Below are 14,934 nucleotides of genomic sequence, written 5' to 3'. Positions count from 1 at the left end.
ATCCGCCCATCCCACCTTCGTTGTCCCACAGGGGGGCATGAGGTTGCCGGCCAGCGGCCGGCACTACCAGGTCACTTTTCGCTGGTGATGAGCTGCACGACGCTGGAGAAATCCAGCTTGCCGCGGCCGGCCTGGTGGTTCATCGAGTACAGGTTGCGCGCCACTTCGCCCAGCGGGATCGAGGCGCCGACGCTCATCGCCGCTTCCACCGCCAGGCCCATGTCCTTCAGCATCAGATCACTGCCGAAGCCACCGCTGTAGCCACGCGAGGCCGGCGCATTCTCCAGCACGCCCGGCCACGGGTTGCACACCTCGGTGGCCCAGCTGCGGCCGGTGCTGACCGCCATCATCTGCGACAGCACCTTCGGGTCCAGGCCGTGCGCCACGCCCAGTGCGATGGCTTCACCGGTCACCGCCATGATCACGCCCAGCGCCATGTTGTTGCACAGCTTGGCGACCTGGCCGGCACCGCTGGCGCCAACGTGGAAGATGTTCTTGCCCATCGCCTGCAGTACCGGGCGGGCGCGCTCCAGCGCGTCCTCCTCGCCACCGACGATGAAGGTCAGCGTGCCCGCCTGTGCCCCTGCGGTACCACCGGACACCGGTGCGTCGATCATCTGCAGGCCACGTGCGGCGGCGGCTTCCGAGACCTTGCGGGCGCTGGCCGGCGCGATCGTGCTGCAGTCGATGACCAGTGCACCGGCAGGGATCGCGGCAAGAATGCCGTCGTCGCCCAGGTACACGCCTTCGACATGACGGCTGGCCGGCAGCATCGAGATCACCACTTCGGCATCGGCCAGGGTGTCGCGCGCCGACGCGGCGGCGCTGGCGCCGGCGTCGACAGCGGCCTGCACCGCGGCCGGGACCAGATCGAACACGCGCACGCTGTGGCCGTTCTTGACCAGATTGGCGGCCATCGGGCCACCCATGTTGCCCAACCCGATGAATGCAATGCGGCTCATGCAAGGCTCCTTTCAACAAGGGGAGTGCCCAGGTCGGCCAGCGGATGCGCAGCGTCGGCCCAGGGGGAAGCGAAGAAGGTGTCGGCCCACGTGCCGGTGGCCCCGGCCAGGGTGGCCGGGTTCCACTGCGGATTGCGGTCCTTGTCGATCAGCAGCGCGCGGATGCCTTCGGCGAAATCACCGTGGGCGGCGCAATGCAGGGCGACGATGTACTCCAGGCGATAGATCGCGGCAAGGTCCTGGCCGGCACTGCGGCGCTGAAGTTCGTACGCCAACCGTGCCGAACCCGGTGCACCGGCCGCAAGGGTCTTCTGAGCCGCCTGCAACCAGGCGTCGTCGGTCTGCAGGCCGGCAATGCGCGCCACGATGGCTTCAAGGTCATCGCCTTCGCACAACGCATCGACCTGCGCCGCGTGGGCCAGCAGTGGACCGGTGGCGGCATCGCTGGCATGCGACTGCAGCAGATGGGTCAGGCGTTCGTGGTTGTGCGCGGTGTCATTGGACCAGGCCACCTGCAGCAGCGCATCGAACACTGCACTGCGGCGTTCTTCGGCCACGTGCACGTCGGCCAGGCCGGCGTAGATAGCGTCGCCCGGGTTGAGCAGCGCGCCGGTCAGCGCCAGGAACAGGCCGCCCTTGCCCGGTACGCGCGGCAGCAGCCAGCTGCCACCGACATCGGGGAACAGACCGACGGTGATTTCCGGGAAGGCCAGCTTGGAGCGCTCGCTGACCACGCGGTGGCTGGCGCCGGACATCAGGCCGATGCCACCGCCCATCACGATGCCATGGCCCCAGCACAGGATCGGCTTGGCATAGGTGTGGATGAGGTAATCGACGCGGTATTCGACGTCGAAGAACTCGGCGGCGTAGTCGTTCCCGCGGATGTCGCTGCGGCCGGCCTCGCGGAAGGCGACCATGCTCTTGTACAGGCTGTGCAGGTCGCCGCCGGCGCAGAACGCCTTTTCACCGGCGCCCTGCAGCACCACCATGGCGATGCCGTCGTCGTCGGCCCAGGCGTTCAACTGCTTCAGCAGCAGATGCGCCATCGGCAGCGAGAAGCCGTTGAGCGTGCGCGGCGCGTTGAGCGTGGCGATGCCGATGCGCGTGCCATTGCCGGCCACGCGCTCTTCGAACAGCACCGGTGCGTCGTCGGCAGCGGTGTCGGTGCTCATGCGTTCTTCCACTGCGCGGCGCGCTTTTCCAGGAAGGCCGTCACGCCCTCGACCTGGTCGGCAGTGTCGAACAGGTCGACGAAGGCTTCGCGCTCGGCCACCAGCGCCGAGGCGTGGGTGCCGGTGCGGGTGGCCTGCACCAGGGTCTTGCAGGCGGCGATGCTGGTCGGGCTCTGCTTGCCGGCCTTCTTCGCCCATTCCAGCGCCAGTGCCTTGGCTTCGCCCTTGCCGACCTTTTCTTCGGCCAGGCCAATGCGCACCGCGGTCTCGGCATTGATGCGCTCGCCCAGCAGGATCATGCGCTTGGCCCAGCCCTCGCCGACCAGGCGCGGCAGGTTCTGGGTGCCGCCAGCACACGGCAGCAGGCCGACGGTGGCCTCCGGCAGCGCGACCTGGGCGTGGTCTTCGATGATGCGCAGGTCGCAGGCCAGCGCGCATTCCAGGCCACCGCCCATGGCGTAGCCGTTGATCGCGGCGATCGACACGCCACGGAAACCGGACAGCGCCTCGAAGGCTTCACCGAAGCGGCGCGCGGCCTCACGTGCGTCGGCCTTGTCGCCAGAGGCGAACTGGTTGAGATCGGCACCGGCGGAGAAGAACTTCTCGCCCTCGCCAGTGATCACCAGCGCGTAGATGTCGCGGTCTGCGTTGAGCGCGCCGACCAGGTCGCGCAGCGCCGACAGGCTGTGCACGGTCCAGGTATGCGCCGGCGGGTTGTTCAGAGTGACCACGGCGGTGTGGCCATCGACCTCGACCTTCAGGCCCACGTGCTCCTGGGTACGCCAATCCTTCATCGCAGTTCCTCTTCGGTGTTGAGCAGGTGACGGGCAACGATCACCCGCATGATCTCGTTGGTGCCTTCCAGGATCTGGTGCACGCGGCAGTCACGCAGCAGGCGCTCGATCGGGTACTCGCGGATGTAGCCGTAGCCACCATGGATCTGCAGCGCTTCGTTGCAGACGATGAAACCCGCATCGGTAGCAAAACGCTTGGCCATCGCGCACCACACATTGGCATCGCTGGCACCGGCATCGAGCTTGCGCGCGGCGGTGTGCACCATCTGCCGCGCGGCCACCAGCTGGGTGACCATGTCGGCCAGCTTGAACTGCAGCGCCTGGAACTCGGCCAGCGCCTTGCCGAACTGGCGGCGCTCGCCCATGTAGCGGCGCGCGGCATCCAGCGCACCCTGCGCGGCGCCCAGCGAGCAGGCGGCGATGTTGATGCGGCCGCCGTCGAGCCCCTTCATCGCCAGCTTGAAGCCGCCGCCTTCCTCTCCCAGAAGGTGGCTGACCGGCACGCGGACGTTTTCGAAGGCGATGCCGCGGGTGGGCTGGCTGTTCCAGCCCATCTTCTCTTCCTTGCGGCCGAAGCTGATGCCTGGCAGGTCCGACGGCACCGCGATCGCGCTGACACCGCCGGCACCGGCACCGCCGGTACGCGCCATCACCACCAGCAGTTCGGTGGCCCCGGCGCCGGAAATGAAGGCCTTCGAGCCGTTCAGCACGAAATGGTCGCCCTCACGCACGGCGGTGGTCTTCAGCGAGGCCGCATCGGAACCGGCGCCCGGCTCGGTCAGGCAGTACGAGGCCAGCTTGTTGCCCGAAGACAGGTCGCTGCCCCAGGCGTCGCGCAGGGCCGGCTGGCCCCACGTGGACACCATCCACGAGGCCATGTTGTGGATGCTGATGTAGGCCGCAGTCGACGGATCGACGTTGGCGAGCTCCTCGATGACGACGGCGGCGTCCAGTCGGCTCAGGCCGCTGCCGCCCACTTCCGGGTCCATGTACAGACCGCAGAAGCCCAGTTCCCCGGCCTTGGCGATCGCCTCGCGCGGAAAGATGCCCTCCGCATCCCATCGCGCGGCGTGCGGCGCCAGTTCGGCCAGTGCGAAGTCGCGCGCAGCCTCGCGGTACGCCTGCTGTGCTTCGTCCAGTTCCGTCGTCATCGAGTGGCTCATGGCTGCTCCTGCGCTTACTTCAGGCTGATCGTGGTGTTGACGCCGTGGCTCAGCGTCTCGTCGTCGAACCAGCGCGCGGTGACCGTCTTGGTCTGGGTGTAGAACAGCACCACCTGCTTGCCGTACGGGCCCAGGTCGCCCAGCTTGGACGCGCGCGAACCGGTGAAGGAGAACAGCGGCACCGGCACCGGGATCGGCACGTTGATGCCGACCTGTCCGACGTCGATGTCTTCCTGGAACTCGCGCGCGGCGGCGCCGGACTGGGTGAACAGTGCGGTGCCGTTGCCGTTCGGATTGCTGTTGACCATCGCGATGGCGTCTTCCAGCGTGTCCGCTTCGAGGATGACCAGCACCGGCCCGAAGATCTCTTCCTGGTAGATGCGCATGTCGGTGGTAACGCCGGCAAAGATGGTCGGGCCGACGAAGTTGCCCTTCTCGAAGCCATCCACCTGCGGCTTGCGGCCGTCGAGCACCAGCTTGGCGCCCTGCTCCACGCCCGAGGCGATCAGGCCTTCCACGCGCTCGCGGGCGCTGCAGGAAATGACCGGGCCGACGTCGGTGCCGGACACGGTGCCGGCGCTGACCTTCAGCGTCTTGGCCTTTTCGACCAGGTCCTGCACCCAGCTGCGCGCTTCGCCGACCAGCACCAGGGTGGACGCGGCCATGCAGCGCTGGCCAGCGGCGCCGAAGGCGGCACCGACCATCGCGTTGAGGGTCTGTTCCTTGTTGGCGTCCGGCAGCACCACGGCGTGGTTCTTGGCGCCCATCATGCACTGCACGCGCTTGCCGGCCAGCGAGGCGCGGTTGTAGACGTGGGTACCGACGCGGGTGGAACCGACGAACGACACGGCCTTGATGTCCGGGTGGTCGCAGATCGCATTGACCACTTCCTCGCCACCGTGGACGACGTTCAGCACGCCCTTGGGAATGCCGGCTTCCAGCGCCAGTTCAACCAGGCGCATGGTGACCATCGGGTCCTGTTCGGACGGCTTGAGGATGAAGGTGTTGCCGGTGGCAATGGCCATCGGGAACATCCACAGCGGGATCATCGCCGGGAAGTTGAACGGGGTGATGCCGGCGCACACGCCCAGCGGCTGCATGATCGTGTAGGTGTCCACGCCATTGGCCACGTTGTTGGCCAGCTCGCCCAGCTGCAGGTTGCCGATGGCGGCGGCGTGCTCGACCACTTCCAGGCCGCGGAACACATCGCCTTCGGCGTCCGGCAGGGTCTTGCCCTGTTCGGCGGTGAGGATGTGGGCCAGCTCGCTCATGTTTTCGCGGATCAGCTGCTGGTACTTCAGGAAGATGCGTGCACGGGTGCCGATCGGGGTCTTGCGCCAGGTCTTGAAGGCTTCCTTGGCGGCGGCGACGGCGGCGTCCACTTCGCTGGCGGTGGCGAACGGCACCTGGGCCAGCACGTCCTGGGTGGCCGGATTGATCACGTCCTGCCAGTGGGAGGTGGCCGATTCAACGAACTGGCCATCGATCAGCATGCGGATACGGGGCGCTGCAACAGTCATGACGACAATCCCACGGGGTGCGAAAGATGCTTGGCATTATTCACAGCACCCACCTCGATTTCCGGCCTGAATCCGCTTAATCTGGCCAATGCGCCCTACGATTCCTGTTAATTCTGTGAATTATTCAGCCCCCCAACGGCAACTTGGCCTGCGCCTGCTGCGGCTGCGCGAGCAGCGCGGCTACAGCCAGGCCGATCTGGCGCGCGCGCTGGGGCTGTCGGCCAGCTACCTGAACCAGATCGAGCGCAACAAGCGCCCGTTGACACCGGCGGTGCAGAAGAAGCTGGGAGAGGTGTTGGGCGACGTTTCCTCGCTGTTCGATGACGATGAGCCCGCCGCCCTGCAGGAAGCGCTGGGCGAAACCCTGCGCGACCTGGGCCTGGCCGAGGTCAGCGCGACTGAGCTGCGCGCGCTGGCCGGCAACCTGCCGCAGGTCAGCCGGGCGCTGCTGGACCTGCACCGCCGCCACCTGGCGCTGCGCGAGCACGCCGCCGCACTGGAGTTCCAGCTGGGCGAGCCCGGCGCCGGCAGCACCCTGCCGGCCGGCGACCAGGTGCGCGAGTTCTTCAACCGCATGCACAACCACATTCCCGAACTGGACGAACTGGCCGAACGCCTGTTCGCCGAGTGGGGGCTGTCGCCCGGGCGTGTGGCACCACGCCTGCGCCAGCTGCTAGCCGACCGCCACGGCGTGCTGGTGGAAGTGGCCGCGCTGCAGGCCGGGCGCGAGAAGCGCCAGTACGATGCGGGCACGCGACGGCTGTGGCTGCCGGACTACCTGGAGCCGGGCCAGCAGGCGTTCCAGATGGCCGCCGAACTGGCCCTGCACGGCTACCTGCCGCAGATCGATGCGGTGGTGGCGCGTGCCGGCTTTACCGATGAGGCACGCATCGCGCAGGCGCGGGTGGGTCTTTCAAACTACTTCGCTGGCGCGCTGGTGATGCCGTACATGCGTTTCCTGCGTGCGGCCGAAGCCAGCAGCTACGACATCGAGCTGCTGGCGCACCAGTTCGGTGTCGGCTTCGAGGCGGTCTGCCACCGGCTGAGCACGTTGGCACGGCGCAGCGCACCTGGCCTGCCGTTCTTTTTCATCCGCGTGGACCGTGCGGGCAACGTATCCAAGCGCCATTCGGCCACCGATTTCCACTTCTCGCAGGTGGGTGGATCGTGCCCCCTGTGGATCGTCTACGAGGCGTTCAACCAGCCCGGGCGCATCCTCACCCAGACCGCGCGCATGCCCGATGGCCGCCGCCATTTCTGGCTGGCGCGGCAGGTCAGCAGTGGCCCGGTGGGCCATGGCCAGCCCCGCAAGACCTTCGCGGTGGCGCTGGGCTGCGATCTACAGCATGCCGAACGCCTGGTGTATTCGCTGGGGCTGGATGTGCAGAGCCCGGGCAACTCGGTGTCGATCGGGCCGGGTTGCCGGGTGTGCCCGCGCGAGGACTGCATGCAGCGCGCGTTCGCGCAGTTGCCGGGGCGATAGGGTTGGTTCGGCAGGGCTGCGCCCTGCACCTGCTTCAATCCAAGGCAACAGCAAAAGCAACAACGGGCTTTCCGTGGGATGGCGGGGTGGGTCCGGTTGCGGGGGACGCCGTAAACCCGTCCTTGGGGGCTTGGCCGCGGCATCCATGCCGCGGACACCCCCGCAACCGGACCCACCCCGCCTTCGACAGTTTCCCGCTGCTGTGGGTGGGTGCCGACCGTTCGTCGGCACGCTGCTCTTGGTGGGTGTCGACCAAGGTCGACACGCTTGATCCACACATCGCGTGGATCTACTAAACCTTTCGTGCGTAGGCTGCATCCCATTGCAATGCCTGCCCATGGAGACACCCATGCCCCTGTTGCGCTCTTGCCTGGCCCTGCTGCTCGCTGCCACCGCCACACCGGCGTGGGCGACGTTCTCCATTGCCGCCTGCAACGAGGCCGGCGACTGTGGGGTGGCGGTGGCCACGCATAACCTGGCGGTCGGCGGCGTGGGCGTGCCGTGGGCGCAGGCGAAAGTGGGTGCGGTCGCCAGCCAGTTCGAAACCAACCCGACCTATGGGTCGAAGGGTCTGGAGTTGATGGCCAAAGGCCGCACGCCTGCGCAGGTGCTGAAGCAGCTGTTGGATGAAGATGGCAACTTCGATGGCACCACGCTGGCCGAGCGCCAGGTGGGGCTGGTCAGCGCACGCGGCGGCAATGCGCAGTACACCGGCGCTACCGCGCAGCAGGCGGATTGGGCCGGTGCGCAGGGCGAGGGCATGCTGAGCGTGCAGGGCAATGGTCTGGCCGGGTGGGAGGTGCTGGCATCGATGCAACGCGTCTTCGCCACCTCACGTGGGCCGCTAGCCGCGCGCCTGCTGGCGGCGCTGGAAGCAGGTCAGGCAGCGGGTGGTCAACGCAGCGGACAGTGGTCGGCGGCGCTGCTGGTGCGTACGCCCGGCGGCGACTGGCAGGACACCGACCTGCGCGTGGACGCTGACCCACGCGCGGTCGCAAGGCTGCGCGAGCTGTACGACATGCGCCTGTCCAACGAGGCGATCATCCGCGCCGAGCAGCGCTGGGAGAAAGGCGATGTGGCAGGGGCGCGTGCGGCACTGGCGACCTCGTTGTCGCTGGCCCATGGCTGGGACCGCACCTGGGCGCGCGCTGCGCGCCTGGCGATGCGGCAGGGGGATATCGCGCTGGCCCGCGAATACCTGGCCGGCCTGCGTGCGCTCAATCCGGGCTGGGTGAAGCAGGAGCTGGCGCTGCCGTTGTATGTACCCATGCAGGGTGATGCGGTGGTGGCGTCGTGGCGATGAGGCACCGCAGGGGTCAGATCGTGCCGACCAAGGTCGGCACCCACCAGAACAGTTCAATCGGCTGCGGCGGAGATCAGTAGATCGGCGTGACCTTCATCTGCGGCAGCGGTCGCGGCGCCCCATCGGTAAGGTCAGGGCCGAGGTCGTCCCAGCTGCGGCCCTGCTCGACCATCAGCCCCCACAGTTGCTGCGAGGCCAGCCGCTTGTCTTCCGAGCCCAGCTTGTACGAGGGCGGTGACGGTTCACCGCGGGCGACCATCGAATACGCCGCGCGGTAAGCCAGCACCTGCTGCGCCGGATCATCGGTGCGCGCCACCTCCAGCGTGTAGCGCTGGTAGGCCGAGGCCAGGTTGCGCCAGCGGATCCAGTAGTGGTTCTCGAACGAGAACGAACAGAAACGCGCACCGGCCAGGCTGCCCTTGTCGGCGATGCGGGTCAGCACCTCCTGCGGCATGTCCAGGTTCATGCCACCCTCGTCGCCCTGCAGGCTGACGTGCACGATGCGGTCGCGATAACCCGGTGCGCGCGCCTGCAGCAGGTCGCGCCAGTTCTGCATGGTCGCCACGACGGCGAACAGGAAGCGCCCCAGTTCGGCTGCGGCCAGCGGCGTGGCAATGGACTGGTAATGCCGTTGCCAGCCGTGGCGGTTTTCGGTGGGCAGGAACACCGCATGCTCCAGCGCCTGCCGGCTGCCGCTGCCCTGGCTCACTGCTTCGGCGTGCTGCGGATAGACCAGGTTGATGGCGAAGGTCGGCCAACGCGGCAGGGCGGCGTCGAACAGATGGATCGGGAAGTTGCTGCTGATGCCGCCATCGGAGAACCAGCAGATGCGGAAGGCGGTGATCACCGGACCGCAGGCCTGCCCGGCACTGGTCAGCCCCTCCATGCTGTCGGCCACGTTGTGCTCCGGGTCGGCCGCAGGGGCGGTCGGTTCGCAGCGTCGTTCGCGGCGTGAGGGTTCATGCAGCGGCACCGCGCTGATCAGCAGCGGGAAGCTCAGGCTCATGCGCGTGGCCACCAGCACCGGCAGCTTCGGGCCCTGCGGCAGGTGGTAATACTGCCGCCCATCCACCTCCAGCGGCGGGCCGGCCTGGCTCACCAGCCACTGCACGACGCTGGCGGGGAACAGCTGTTCGAACTCCTCGCGCAGGAACCAGAACTGTGCGCCGCCCAGCGGCAACGTGCGCGGCTCGTTGTGCGAGATGCAGGTGGTGATCATCTGCAGGCTGATCGCATGCGGGCTGTCCGGCTCACCGGCATAGCGCGGCGCATCGTGCAGGTCGGCGAAGGTCAACGGTGCATCCAGCGGCTTGCCGGACAACTGCTGCAGGCACGCATGCAGCCACTCGGTCAATGCCGGCTTGCGTGCATCGCGACCGAGACCACTGCACAGGCCCAGCAGGTTGCGCCGCGCCACCCGTGCCACCCGCAGCACCGCGCCAGCGACGCCAGCCCCGTACGCGCACAGCAGTGACGGCAGCAGCGTCGCGGCCACCCCGCTCCAGCCACCGCCCCACCCGCCCAGCCCGAGCAGCAGCGCCAACGACACCAGCACTTCCAGCGGCGCGATCTCGAATACGGCGACGGCCAGGCACAGCAGCTTGTGCGGCAGGCTGGCATTGCCGGTCAGCACCACCAGCAGGCGATAGGCCGCGCGCGCGCCGCGCGCCGGCTGGAACAGGCTGTAGATGAAGCCGCGCCGCGACAGCTGTGCCGACACCGCCGACAGCCCGCCATAGCCGGCGTCGCCGGCAAGCTGCTCGCCAGCCTGCATCCGGCGATCACCGCAGGCCGCCGCAGCCGCCACCGCTGCCGCAATGGCGCCGGCTGAAGTGCCGCCGATGCTCTTGAACCGATACTCGCGGGCCAGCGCCAGTACCGCATTGGGGTACACGATGCCGCTGGTGATGCCGCCTTTCATGACCAGATCGCAGTACTTGTCCGCCACTGTCTTGCCCCCGAGCATGCCGTCCGCCGCGTGGGTTGCAGTATGGCGCAGAGGCTTCTCAGGGCCTGAGAACAACGGCGCAGTCCGCGCACGCAATGCGCCGTTCAGCAGAAAGCGTGGCTGCAGGCTTGACCGGCCCGTCCATCGGCGTAGCATCTGCAGCAAGCCAAGGGACAGACCCGCGGCTGCCACAACGACATGAGGGATTCTCATGGAATTCGACTATCTCGTCTTCATCGGGCGATTCGAGCCCTTCCACAACGGCCACGCCGCCGTTGCCCGCCTGGCCCTGAGCCGGGCCCGCAAGCTGATCTTCCTGGTCGGCTCTGCCGATACCCCCCGCAGCCTCCGCAATCCCTGGACCGTGGCCGAACGTGCCGTGATGATCCAGGCGGCCCTCGACGGCCACGGCGACCGCCTGCTGATCCGCCCGCTGCGTGACCACCTGTACAACGAAGCACAGTGGATCGCCAACGTGCAGCGCCAGGTGGCTGACGCCCTGCGCAACGACGGCGCCGCCGCCGATGCCAGAGTCGGCCTGATCGGCATGGACAAGGATGCGTCCAGCTACTACCTGCGCGAGTTCCCGCAGTGGCCGCTGGTGGACGTGCAGCACACCGCCACGCTGTCGGCCACCGAACTGCGGCGTTACCTGTTCGAGGCCGGCGACGTGGACTTCCACGGTGCATTGCTGATGCTGCGTGGCAATGTGCCGGCGCCGGTGTTCGACATGCTCGAAGCGTTCCGCAAGAGCGCGCCGGCCTATGCCCAGCTGGTGGCCGAGTACCGCTTCATCGAACAGTACAAGGCCGCCTGGAAGGATGCGCCCTACGCGCCGACCTTCGTCACCACCGATGCAGTGGTGGTGCATTCGGGCCACGTGCTGCTGGTGCGCCGCCGCTCGGAACCCGGCAAGGGGCTGTGGGCATTGCCCGGCGGTTTCGTCGGCCAGGAACAGAGCCTGCTCGACAGCTGCCTGCGCGAACTGCGCGAGGAAACCCGGCTGAAGATCCCGCTGCCGGTGCTGAAGGGGTCACTGAAGGGCCAGCAGGTCTTCGACCACCCCGACCGCAGCCAGCGCGGCCGCACCATCACCCACGGTTTCCACTTCGAATTCCCCGCCGGCGAACTGCCGCCGGTGCGCGGCGGCGATGACGCCGACAAGGCGCGCTGGATACCGATGAGTGAAGCCCTGGACATGGGCCCGCAGCTGTTCGAAGACCACCTGCACATCCTGGAGTATTTCCTCGGCCGCGGCTGACAGGCCCGGCCTCCCCACCGGCGGATAGACCGCCGGTGCCACCCGACGCGAAGGAGCTTCCGTCATGCACTACCTCGATAATCTTCTCCTCAACACCGACAGCTACAAGGCCAGCCATTGGCTGCAGTACCCCCCGGGTACCGATGCCACGTTCTTCTACGTCGAATCGCGTGGCGGCCTGCACGATCGCACGGTGTTCTTCGGCCTGCAGGCGATCCTCAAGGACGCGCTGGCACGGCCGGTCACCCACGACGACATCGACGACGCTGCTGCGGTGTTCGCCGCGCATGGCGAACCGTTCAACGAGACCGGCTGGCGCGATATCGTCGACCGGCTTGGCGGCCACCTGCCGGTACGCATCCGTGCCGTGCCCGAGGGCTGCGTGGTGCCCACCCACCAGGCACTGATGACGATCGAGTCGACCGATCCGGCCGCGTTCTGGGTGCCGTCGTACCTGGAAACGCTGCTGCTGCGCGTGTGGTATCCGGTCACCGTGGCCACCATCAGCTGGCACGCACGGCAGACGATTGCCGCGTTCCTGCAGCAGACCAGCGACGATCCGCAGGGGCAGCTGCCGTTCAAGCTGCACGACTTCGGCGCGCGCGGTGTATCGAGCCTGGAATCGGCCGCGCTGGGCGGTGCCGCGCACCTGGTCAACTTCCTCGGCACCGATACCGTATCGGCCCTGTGCCTGGCCCGCGCGCACTATCACGCGCCGATGGCCGGCTATTCGATTCCCGCCGCCGAGCACAGCACCATCACCAGCTGGGGCCGCGAGCGTGAAGTGGACGCCTACCGCAACATGCTGCGCCAGTTCGGCAAGCCCGGTGCGATCGTGGCGGTCGTGTCGGACAGCTATGACATCTACCGCGCGATCAGCGAGCACTGGGGTACCACCCTGCGCGATGCAGTGATCGCCTCGGGCGCCACCTTGGTCATCCGGCCCGACTCGGGCGACCCGGTGGAGGTGGTGGCCGAAAGCCTGCGCCGGCTGGATGAAGCATTCGGCCACGTGATCAACGGCAAGGGCTATCGCGTGCTCAACCACGTCCGGGTGATCCAGGGCGATGGCATCAACCCCGACACGATCCGCGCCATCCTGCAGCGCATCACGGGCGACGGTTACGCGGCCGACAACGTGGCCTTCGGCATGGGCGGCGCCCTGCTGCAGCGACTGGACCGCGACACGCAGAAGTTCGCGCTGAAGTGCTCGGCGGCACGGGTCGACGGTGAGTGGGTCGATGTATACAAGGATCCGGTCACCGATGCCGGCAAGACCAGCAAGCGTGGCCGCATGCGCCTGCTGCGCCGCCAGGGTGACGGCAGCCTGCATACGGTGCCACTGCCGGCCAACGGCGACGACACCCTGCCGGTCGGCTTCGAGGACGCGATGGTGACCGTGTGGGAGAACGGGCGCCTGCTGCACGACCAGCGGCTGGACGACATCCGGGCCCGGGCGGCGGCGGGATGCTGAAGGCGTTTGCGGGGGTCAGGGCCCGGTGCGGGTCAACGGGGATCCGACCCCGGGCCTTGACCCCTGCGGCCAACAGGTCCACCTTGCACACGCCGAAGGTATCCCTGCCGTGTCTGGATGGTGGCAGGGATTTAAACGGGAATCCGGTGAAGGCGCCTGGCGCGCCCATTCCGGAGCTGCCCCGCAGCGGTGAATGGAAACGAATCCTGCCAACAGCACTGGGCTCACGCCTGGGAAGCGGCAGGGAGTAGGTGGGCTGCGGCCCGTGTCCATCAGCCCGAATACCGGCCCCGGCCGGGGGACACGACCGTCCCCTGATTCGACCTGGACTCTCCGCGGGGAGGGTGCCGGGGCCGTCGTCGTCCTGCGCGTGCAGGCGGTGTGGCCGCGCGCGTCCTGTTCACGGTATCCGGCCAGCCCGCTTCCACGCCCTGACGCACCCGACGATGACCGAGTTCCAACGCCCCACCCTGACCCTGCCCGCCGACGGCAAGCGCCTGCTGCTGCATTCATGCTGCGCGCCCTGTTCCGGCGAAGTGATGGAAGCGATCACCGCCTCCGGGATCGACTACGCGATCTTCTTCTACAACCCGAACATCCACCCGGTGAAGGAGTACGAGCTGCGCAAGCAGGAGAACATCCGCTTCGCCGAGCAGCACGGCATTCCGTTCATCGATTGCGACTACGACACCGACAACTGGTTCAGCCGCGCACGCGGCATGGAGAACGAACCCCAGCGCGGCATCCGCTGCACGATGTGCTTCGACATGCGTTTCGAACGCACCGCGCTGTACGCGCACGAACACGGCTACGACACCATCAGTTCGTCGCTGGGCATCTCGCGCTGGAAGAACATGGCGCAGATCAACGACTGCGGCATCCGTGCCGCCTCGCGCTATGAAGGCCTGCAGTACTGGGACTACAACTGGCGCAAGGGCGGCGGTGCCAGCCGCATGATCGAGATCAGCAAGCGCGAGCAGTTCTACCAGCAGGAGTACTGCGGCTGCGTGTACTCGCTGCGCGATGCCAACCGCCACCGCCGCGAGAACGGCCGCGAGCGCATCAGGATCGGCCTGCTGTACTACGGACAGGCCGCTGGGACGCCGCAGGGCGATTGACGTGTGCGCATGGGGCGGCCACGCTGGTCGCCCCTTCTGTTGTACCGGAACTGCCATGACCGCCCTGCCCGCCGATGTCGCCCTGCTGGTGATCGACCTGCAGCCGGACTTCATGCCCGGGGGCGCCCTGGCCTGCGACCAGGGCGATGCGCTGGTGGCCCCCATTGCCGGACTGTTGGCGCAGCGCCGCTACCGCACGGTGGTGGCGACCCAGGACTGGCACCCGGCCGACCATGCCTCGTTCGCCAGCCAGCACCCGGGCCAGCGTCCGTTCGAGACCATCCTGCTGCACGCGCAGCCGCAGACCCTGTGGCCCGACCACTGCGTGCAGGGCAGCGCCGGTGCCGCCCTGCACCCGGGCGTGGACTGGACCACGGCCGACCTGATCCTGCGCAAGGGCACGCGCCAACAGGTGGATTCGTACAGCGCTTTCCGCGAGAACCACGGCCCCGAGGGCGAGCGCCCGGCCACCGGCCTGGCCGGCTGGCTGCATGAGCGGCGCATCCGCGAAGTGCACGTGTGCGGCCTGGCCCGCGATTACTGCGTACTGTGGAGCGCGCAGGACGCAGTGAAGTCCGGCTTCCGGGTGAAGTTCCTGTGGGACCTGACCCGGCCGGTGACCGAAGCCAATGACGCGATGGTGCGCGAGGCGCTGGGCAAGGCGGGGATCGCGATCGCCTGACCTACAACGGTCGTGCCGGCCGCTGGTACAACGCCTGGATCCCTGCAGTTGCCT

Annotated in this window: 12 protein-coding genes and 1 riboswitch; of the genes, 6 read left to right on the top strand and 6 right to left on the bottom strand. The window is 67.9% G+C overall.

The window, feature by feature from the left end; translation table 11 throughout:
* Positions 1-71: 71 nt before the first annotated feature.
* The 5 genes from mmsB to NSQ78_RS01220 are packed head-to-tail and all read right to left on the bottom strand — an operon-like array spanning position 72 to position 5,611.
* Positions 72-962 (bottom strand): 3-hydroxyisobutyrate dehydrogenase, encoded by an 891-nt coding sequence (gene mmsB, locus NSQ78_RS01240; RefSeq protein WP_049449384.1) that lies wholly within the window; start codon positions 960-962, stop codon positions 72-74.
* Complete coding sequence (locus NSQ78_RS01235; RefSeq protein WP_064237438.1) at positions 959-2,134, bottom strand: enoyl-CoA hydratase/isomerase family protein; 1,176 nt, start codon at positions 2,132-2,134, stop codon at positions 959-961. Before NSQ78_RS01235 ends, mmsB begins: the two co-directional genes overlap by 4 nt.
* The gene (locus NSQ78_RS01230) at positions 2,131-2,928 is read right to left on the bottom strand and encodes an enoyl-CoA hydratase (protein ID WP_064237437.1); all 798 of its coding nucleotides are present in this window, start codon (positions 2,926-2,928) and stop codon (positions 2,131-2,133) included. Before NSQ78_RS01230 ends, NSQ78_RS01235 begins: the two co-directional genes overlap by 4 nt.
* The gene (locus NSQ78_RS01225; RefSeq protein WP_064237436.1) at positions 2,925-4,091 is read right to left on the bottom strand and encodes an acyl-CoA dehydrogenase family protein; all 1,167 of its coding nucleotides are present in this window, start codon (positions 4,089-4,091) and stop codon (positions 2,925-2,927) included. Before NSQ78_RS01225 ends, NSQ78_RS01230 begins: the two co-directional genes overlap by 4 nt.
* 14 nt (positions 4,092-4,105) lie before the next feature.
* Positions 4,106-5,611, bottom strand: a complete 1,506-nt coding sequence (locus tag NSQ78_RS01220) for a CoA-acylating methylmalonate-semialdehyde dehydrogenase (RefSeq protein ID WP_064237435.1) — start codon at positions 5,609-5,611, stop codon at positions 4,106-4,108.
* A 115-nt stretch (positions 5,612-5,726) separates the two neighbouring features.
* On the opposite strand from NSQ78_RS01220, the gene NSQ78_RS01215 reads away from it, so the two are divergent.
* Both NSQ78_RS01215 and NSQ78_RS01210 read left to right on the top strand, forming a co-directional pair.
* The gene (locus NSQ78_RS01215; RefSeq protein ID WP_064237434.1) at positions 5,727-7,094 is read left to right on the top strand and encodes a short-chain fatty acyl-CoA regulator family protein; all 1,368 of its coding nucleotides are present in this window, start codon (positions 5,727-5,729) and stop codon (positions 7,092-7,094) included.
* Positions 7,095-7,443: 349 nt separating this feature from the next.
* Positions 7,444-8,397 carry a DUF1028 domain-containing protein gene (locus NSQ78_RS01210; protein ID WP_064237433.1) on the top strand — a complete coding sequence of 318 codons (954 nt, stop codon included), beginning with the start codon at positions 7,444-7,446 and terminating at the stop codon, positions 8,395-8,397.
* A gap of 73 nt (positions 8,398-8,470) precedes the next feature.
* Here NSQ78_RS01210 and NSQ78_RS01205 read toward each other — a convergent pair whose 3' ends face one another.
* The gene (locus NSQ78_RS01205) at positions 8,471-10,363 is read right to left on the bottom strand and encodes a patatin-like phospholipase family protein (protein ID WP_049465430.1); all 1,893 of its coding nucleotides are present in this window, start codon (positions 10,361-10,363) and stop codon (positions 8,471-8,473) included.
* Between the two features lie 187 nt (positions 10,364-10,550).
* On the opposite strand from NSQ78_RS01205, the gene NSQ78_RS01200 reads away from it, so the two are divergent.
* The 4 genes from NSQ78_RS01200 (at position 10,551) to pncA (ending at position 14,880) form a co-directional block, all read left to right on the top strand.
* Positions 10,551-11,606 (top strand): bifunctional nicotinamide-nucleotide adenylyltransferase/Nudix hydroxylase, encoded by a 1,056-nt coding sequence (locus NSQ78_RS01200; protein ID WP_149901853.1) that lies wholly within the window; start codon positions 10,551-10,553, stop codon positions 11,604-11,606.
* Between the two features lie 64 nt (positions 11,607-11,670).
* Complete coding sequence (locus NSQ78_RS01195) at positions 11,671-13,080, top strand: nicotinate phosphoribosyltransferase (protein ID WP_064237431.1); 1,410 nt, start codon at positions 11,671-11,673, stop codon at positions 13,078-13,080.
* A gap of 79 nt (positions 13,081-13,159) precedes the next feature.
* Positions 13,160-13,388: riboswitch (cobalamin riboswitch) on the top strand.
* 138 nt (positions 13,389-13,526) lie between these two features.
* Positions 13,527-14,198 carry an epoxyqueuosine reductase QueH gene (locus tag NSQ78_RS01190; RefSeq protein WP_339207629.1) on the top strand — a complete coding sequence of 224 codons (672 nt, stop codon included), beginning with the start codon at positions 13,527-13,529 and terminating at the stop codon, positions 14,196-14,198.
* A 55-nt stretch (positions 14,199-14,253) separates the two neighbouring features.
* A complete protein-coding gene (gene pncA / locus NSQ78_RS01185; RefSeq protein WP_064237429.1) occupies positions 14,254-14,880 on the top strand; it encodes a bifunctional nicotinamidase/pyrazinamidase in 627 nt (208 codons plus the stop codon).
* The last annotated feature ends 54 nt before the right edge of the window (positions 14,881-14,934 follow it).

The organism is Stenotrophomonas sp. FSL W7-1447, from assembly GCF_037966425.1.
Taxonomy (GTDB): domain Bacteria; phylum Pseudomonadota; class Gammaproteobacteria; order Xanthomonadales; family Xanthomonadaceae; genus Stenotrophomonas; species Stenotrophomonas pavanii.
The sequence above is the reverse complement of the archived record's forward strand: the minus strand, read 5'-3'. Positions and strand labels throughout refer to the sequence as shown.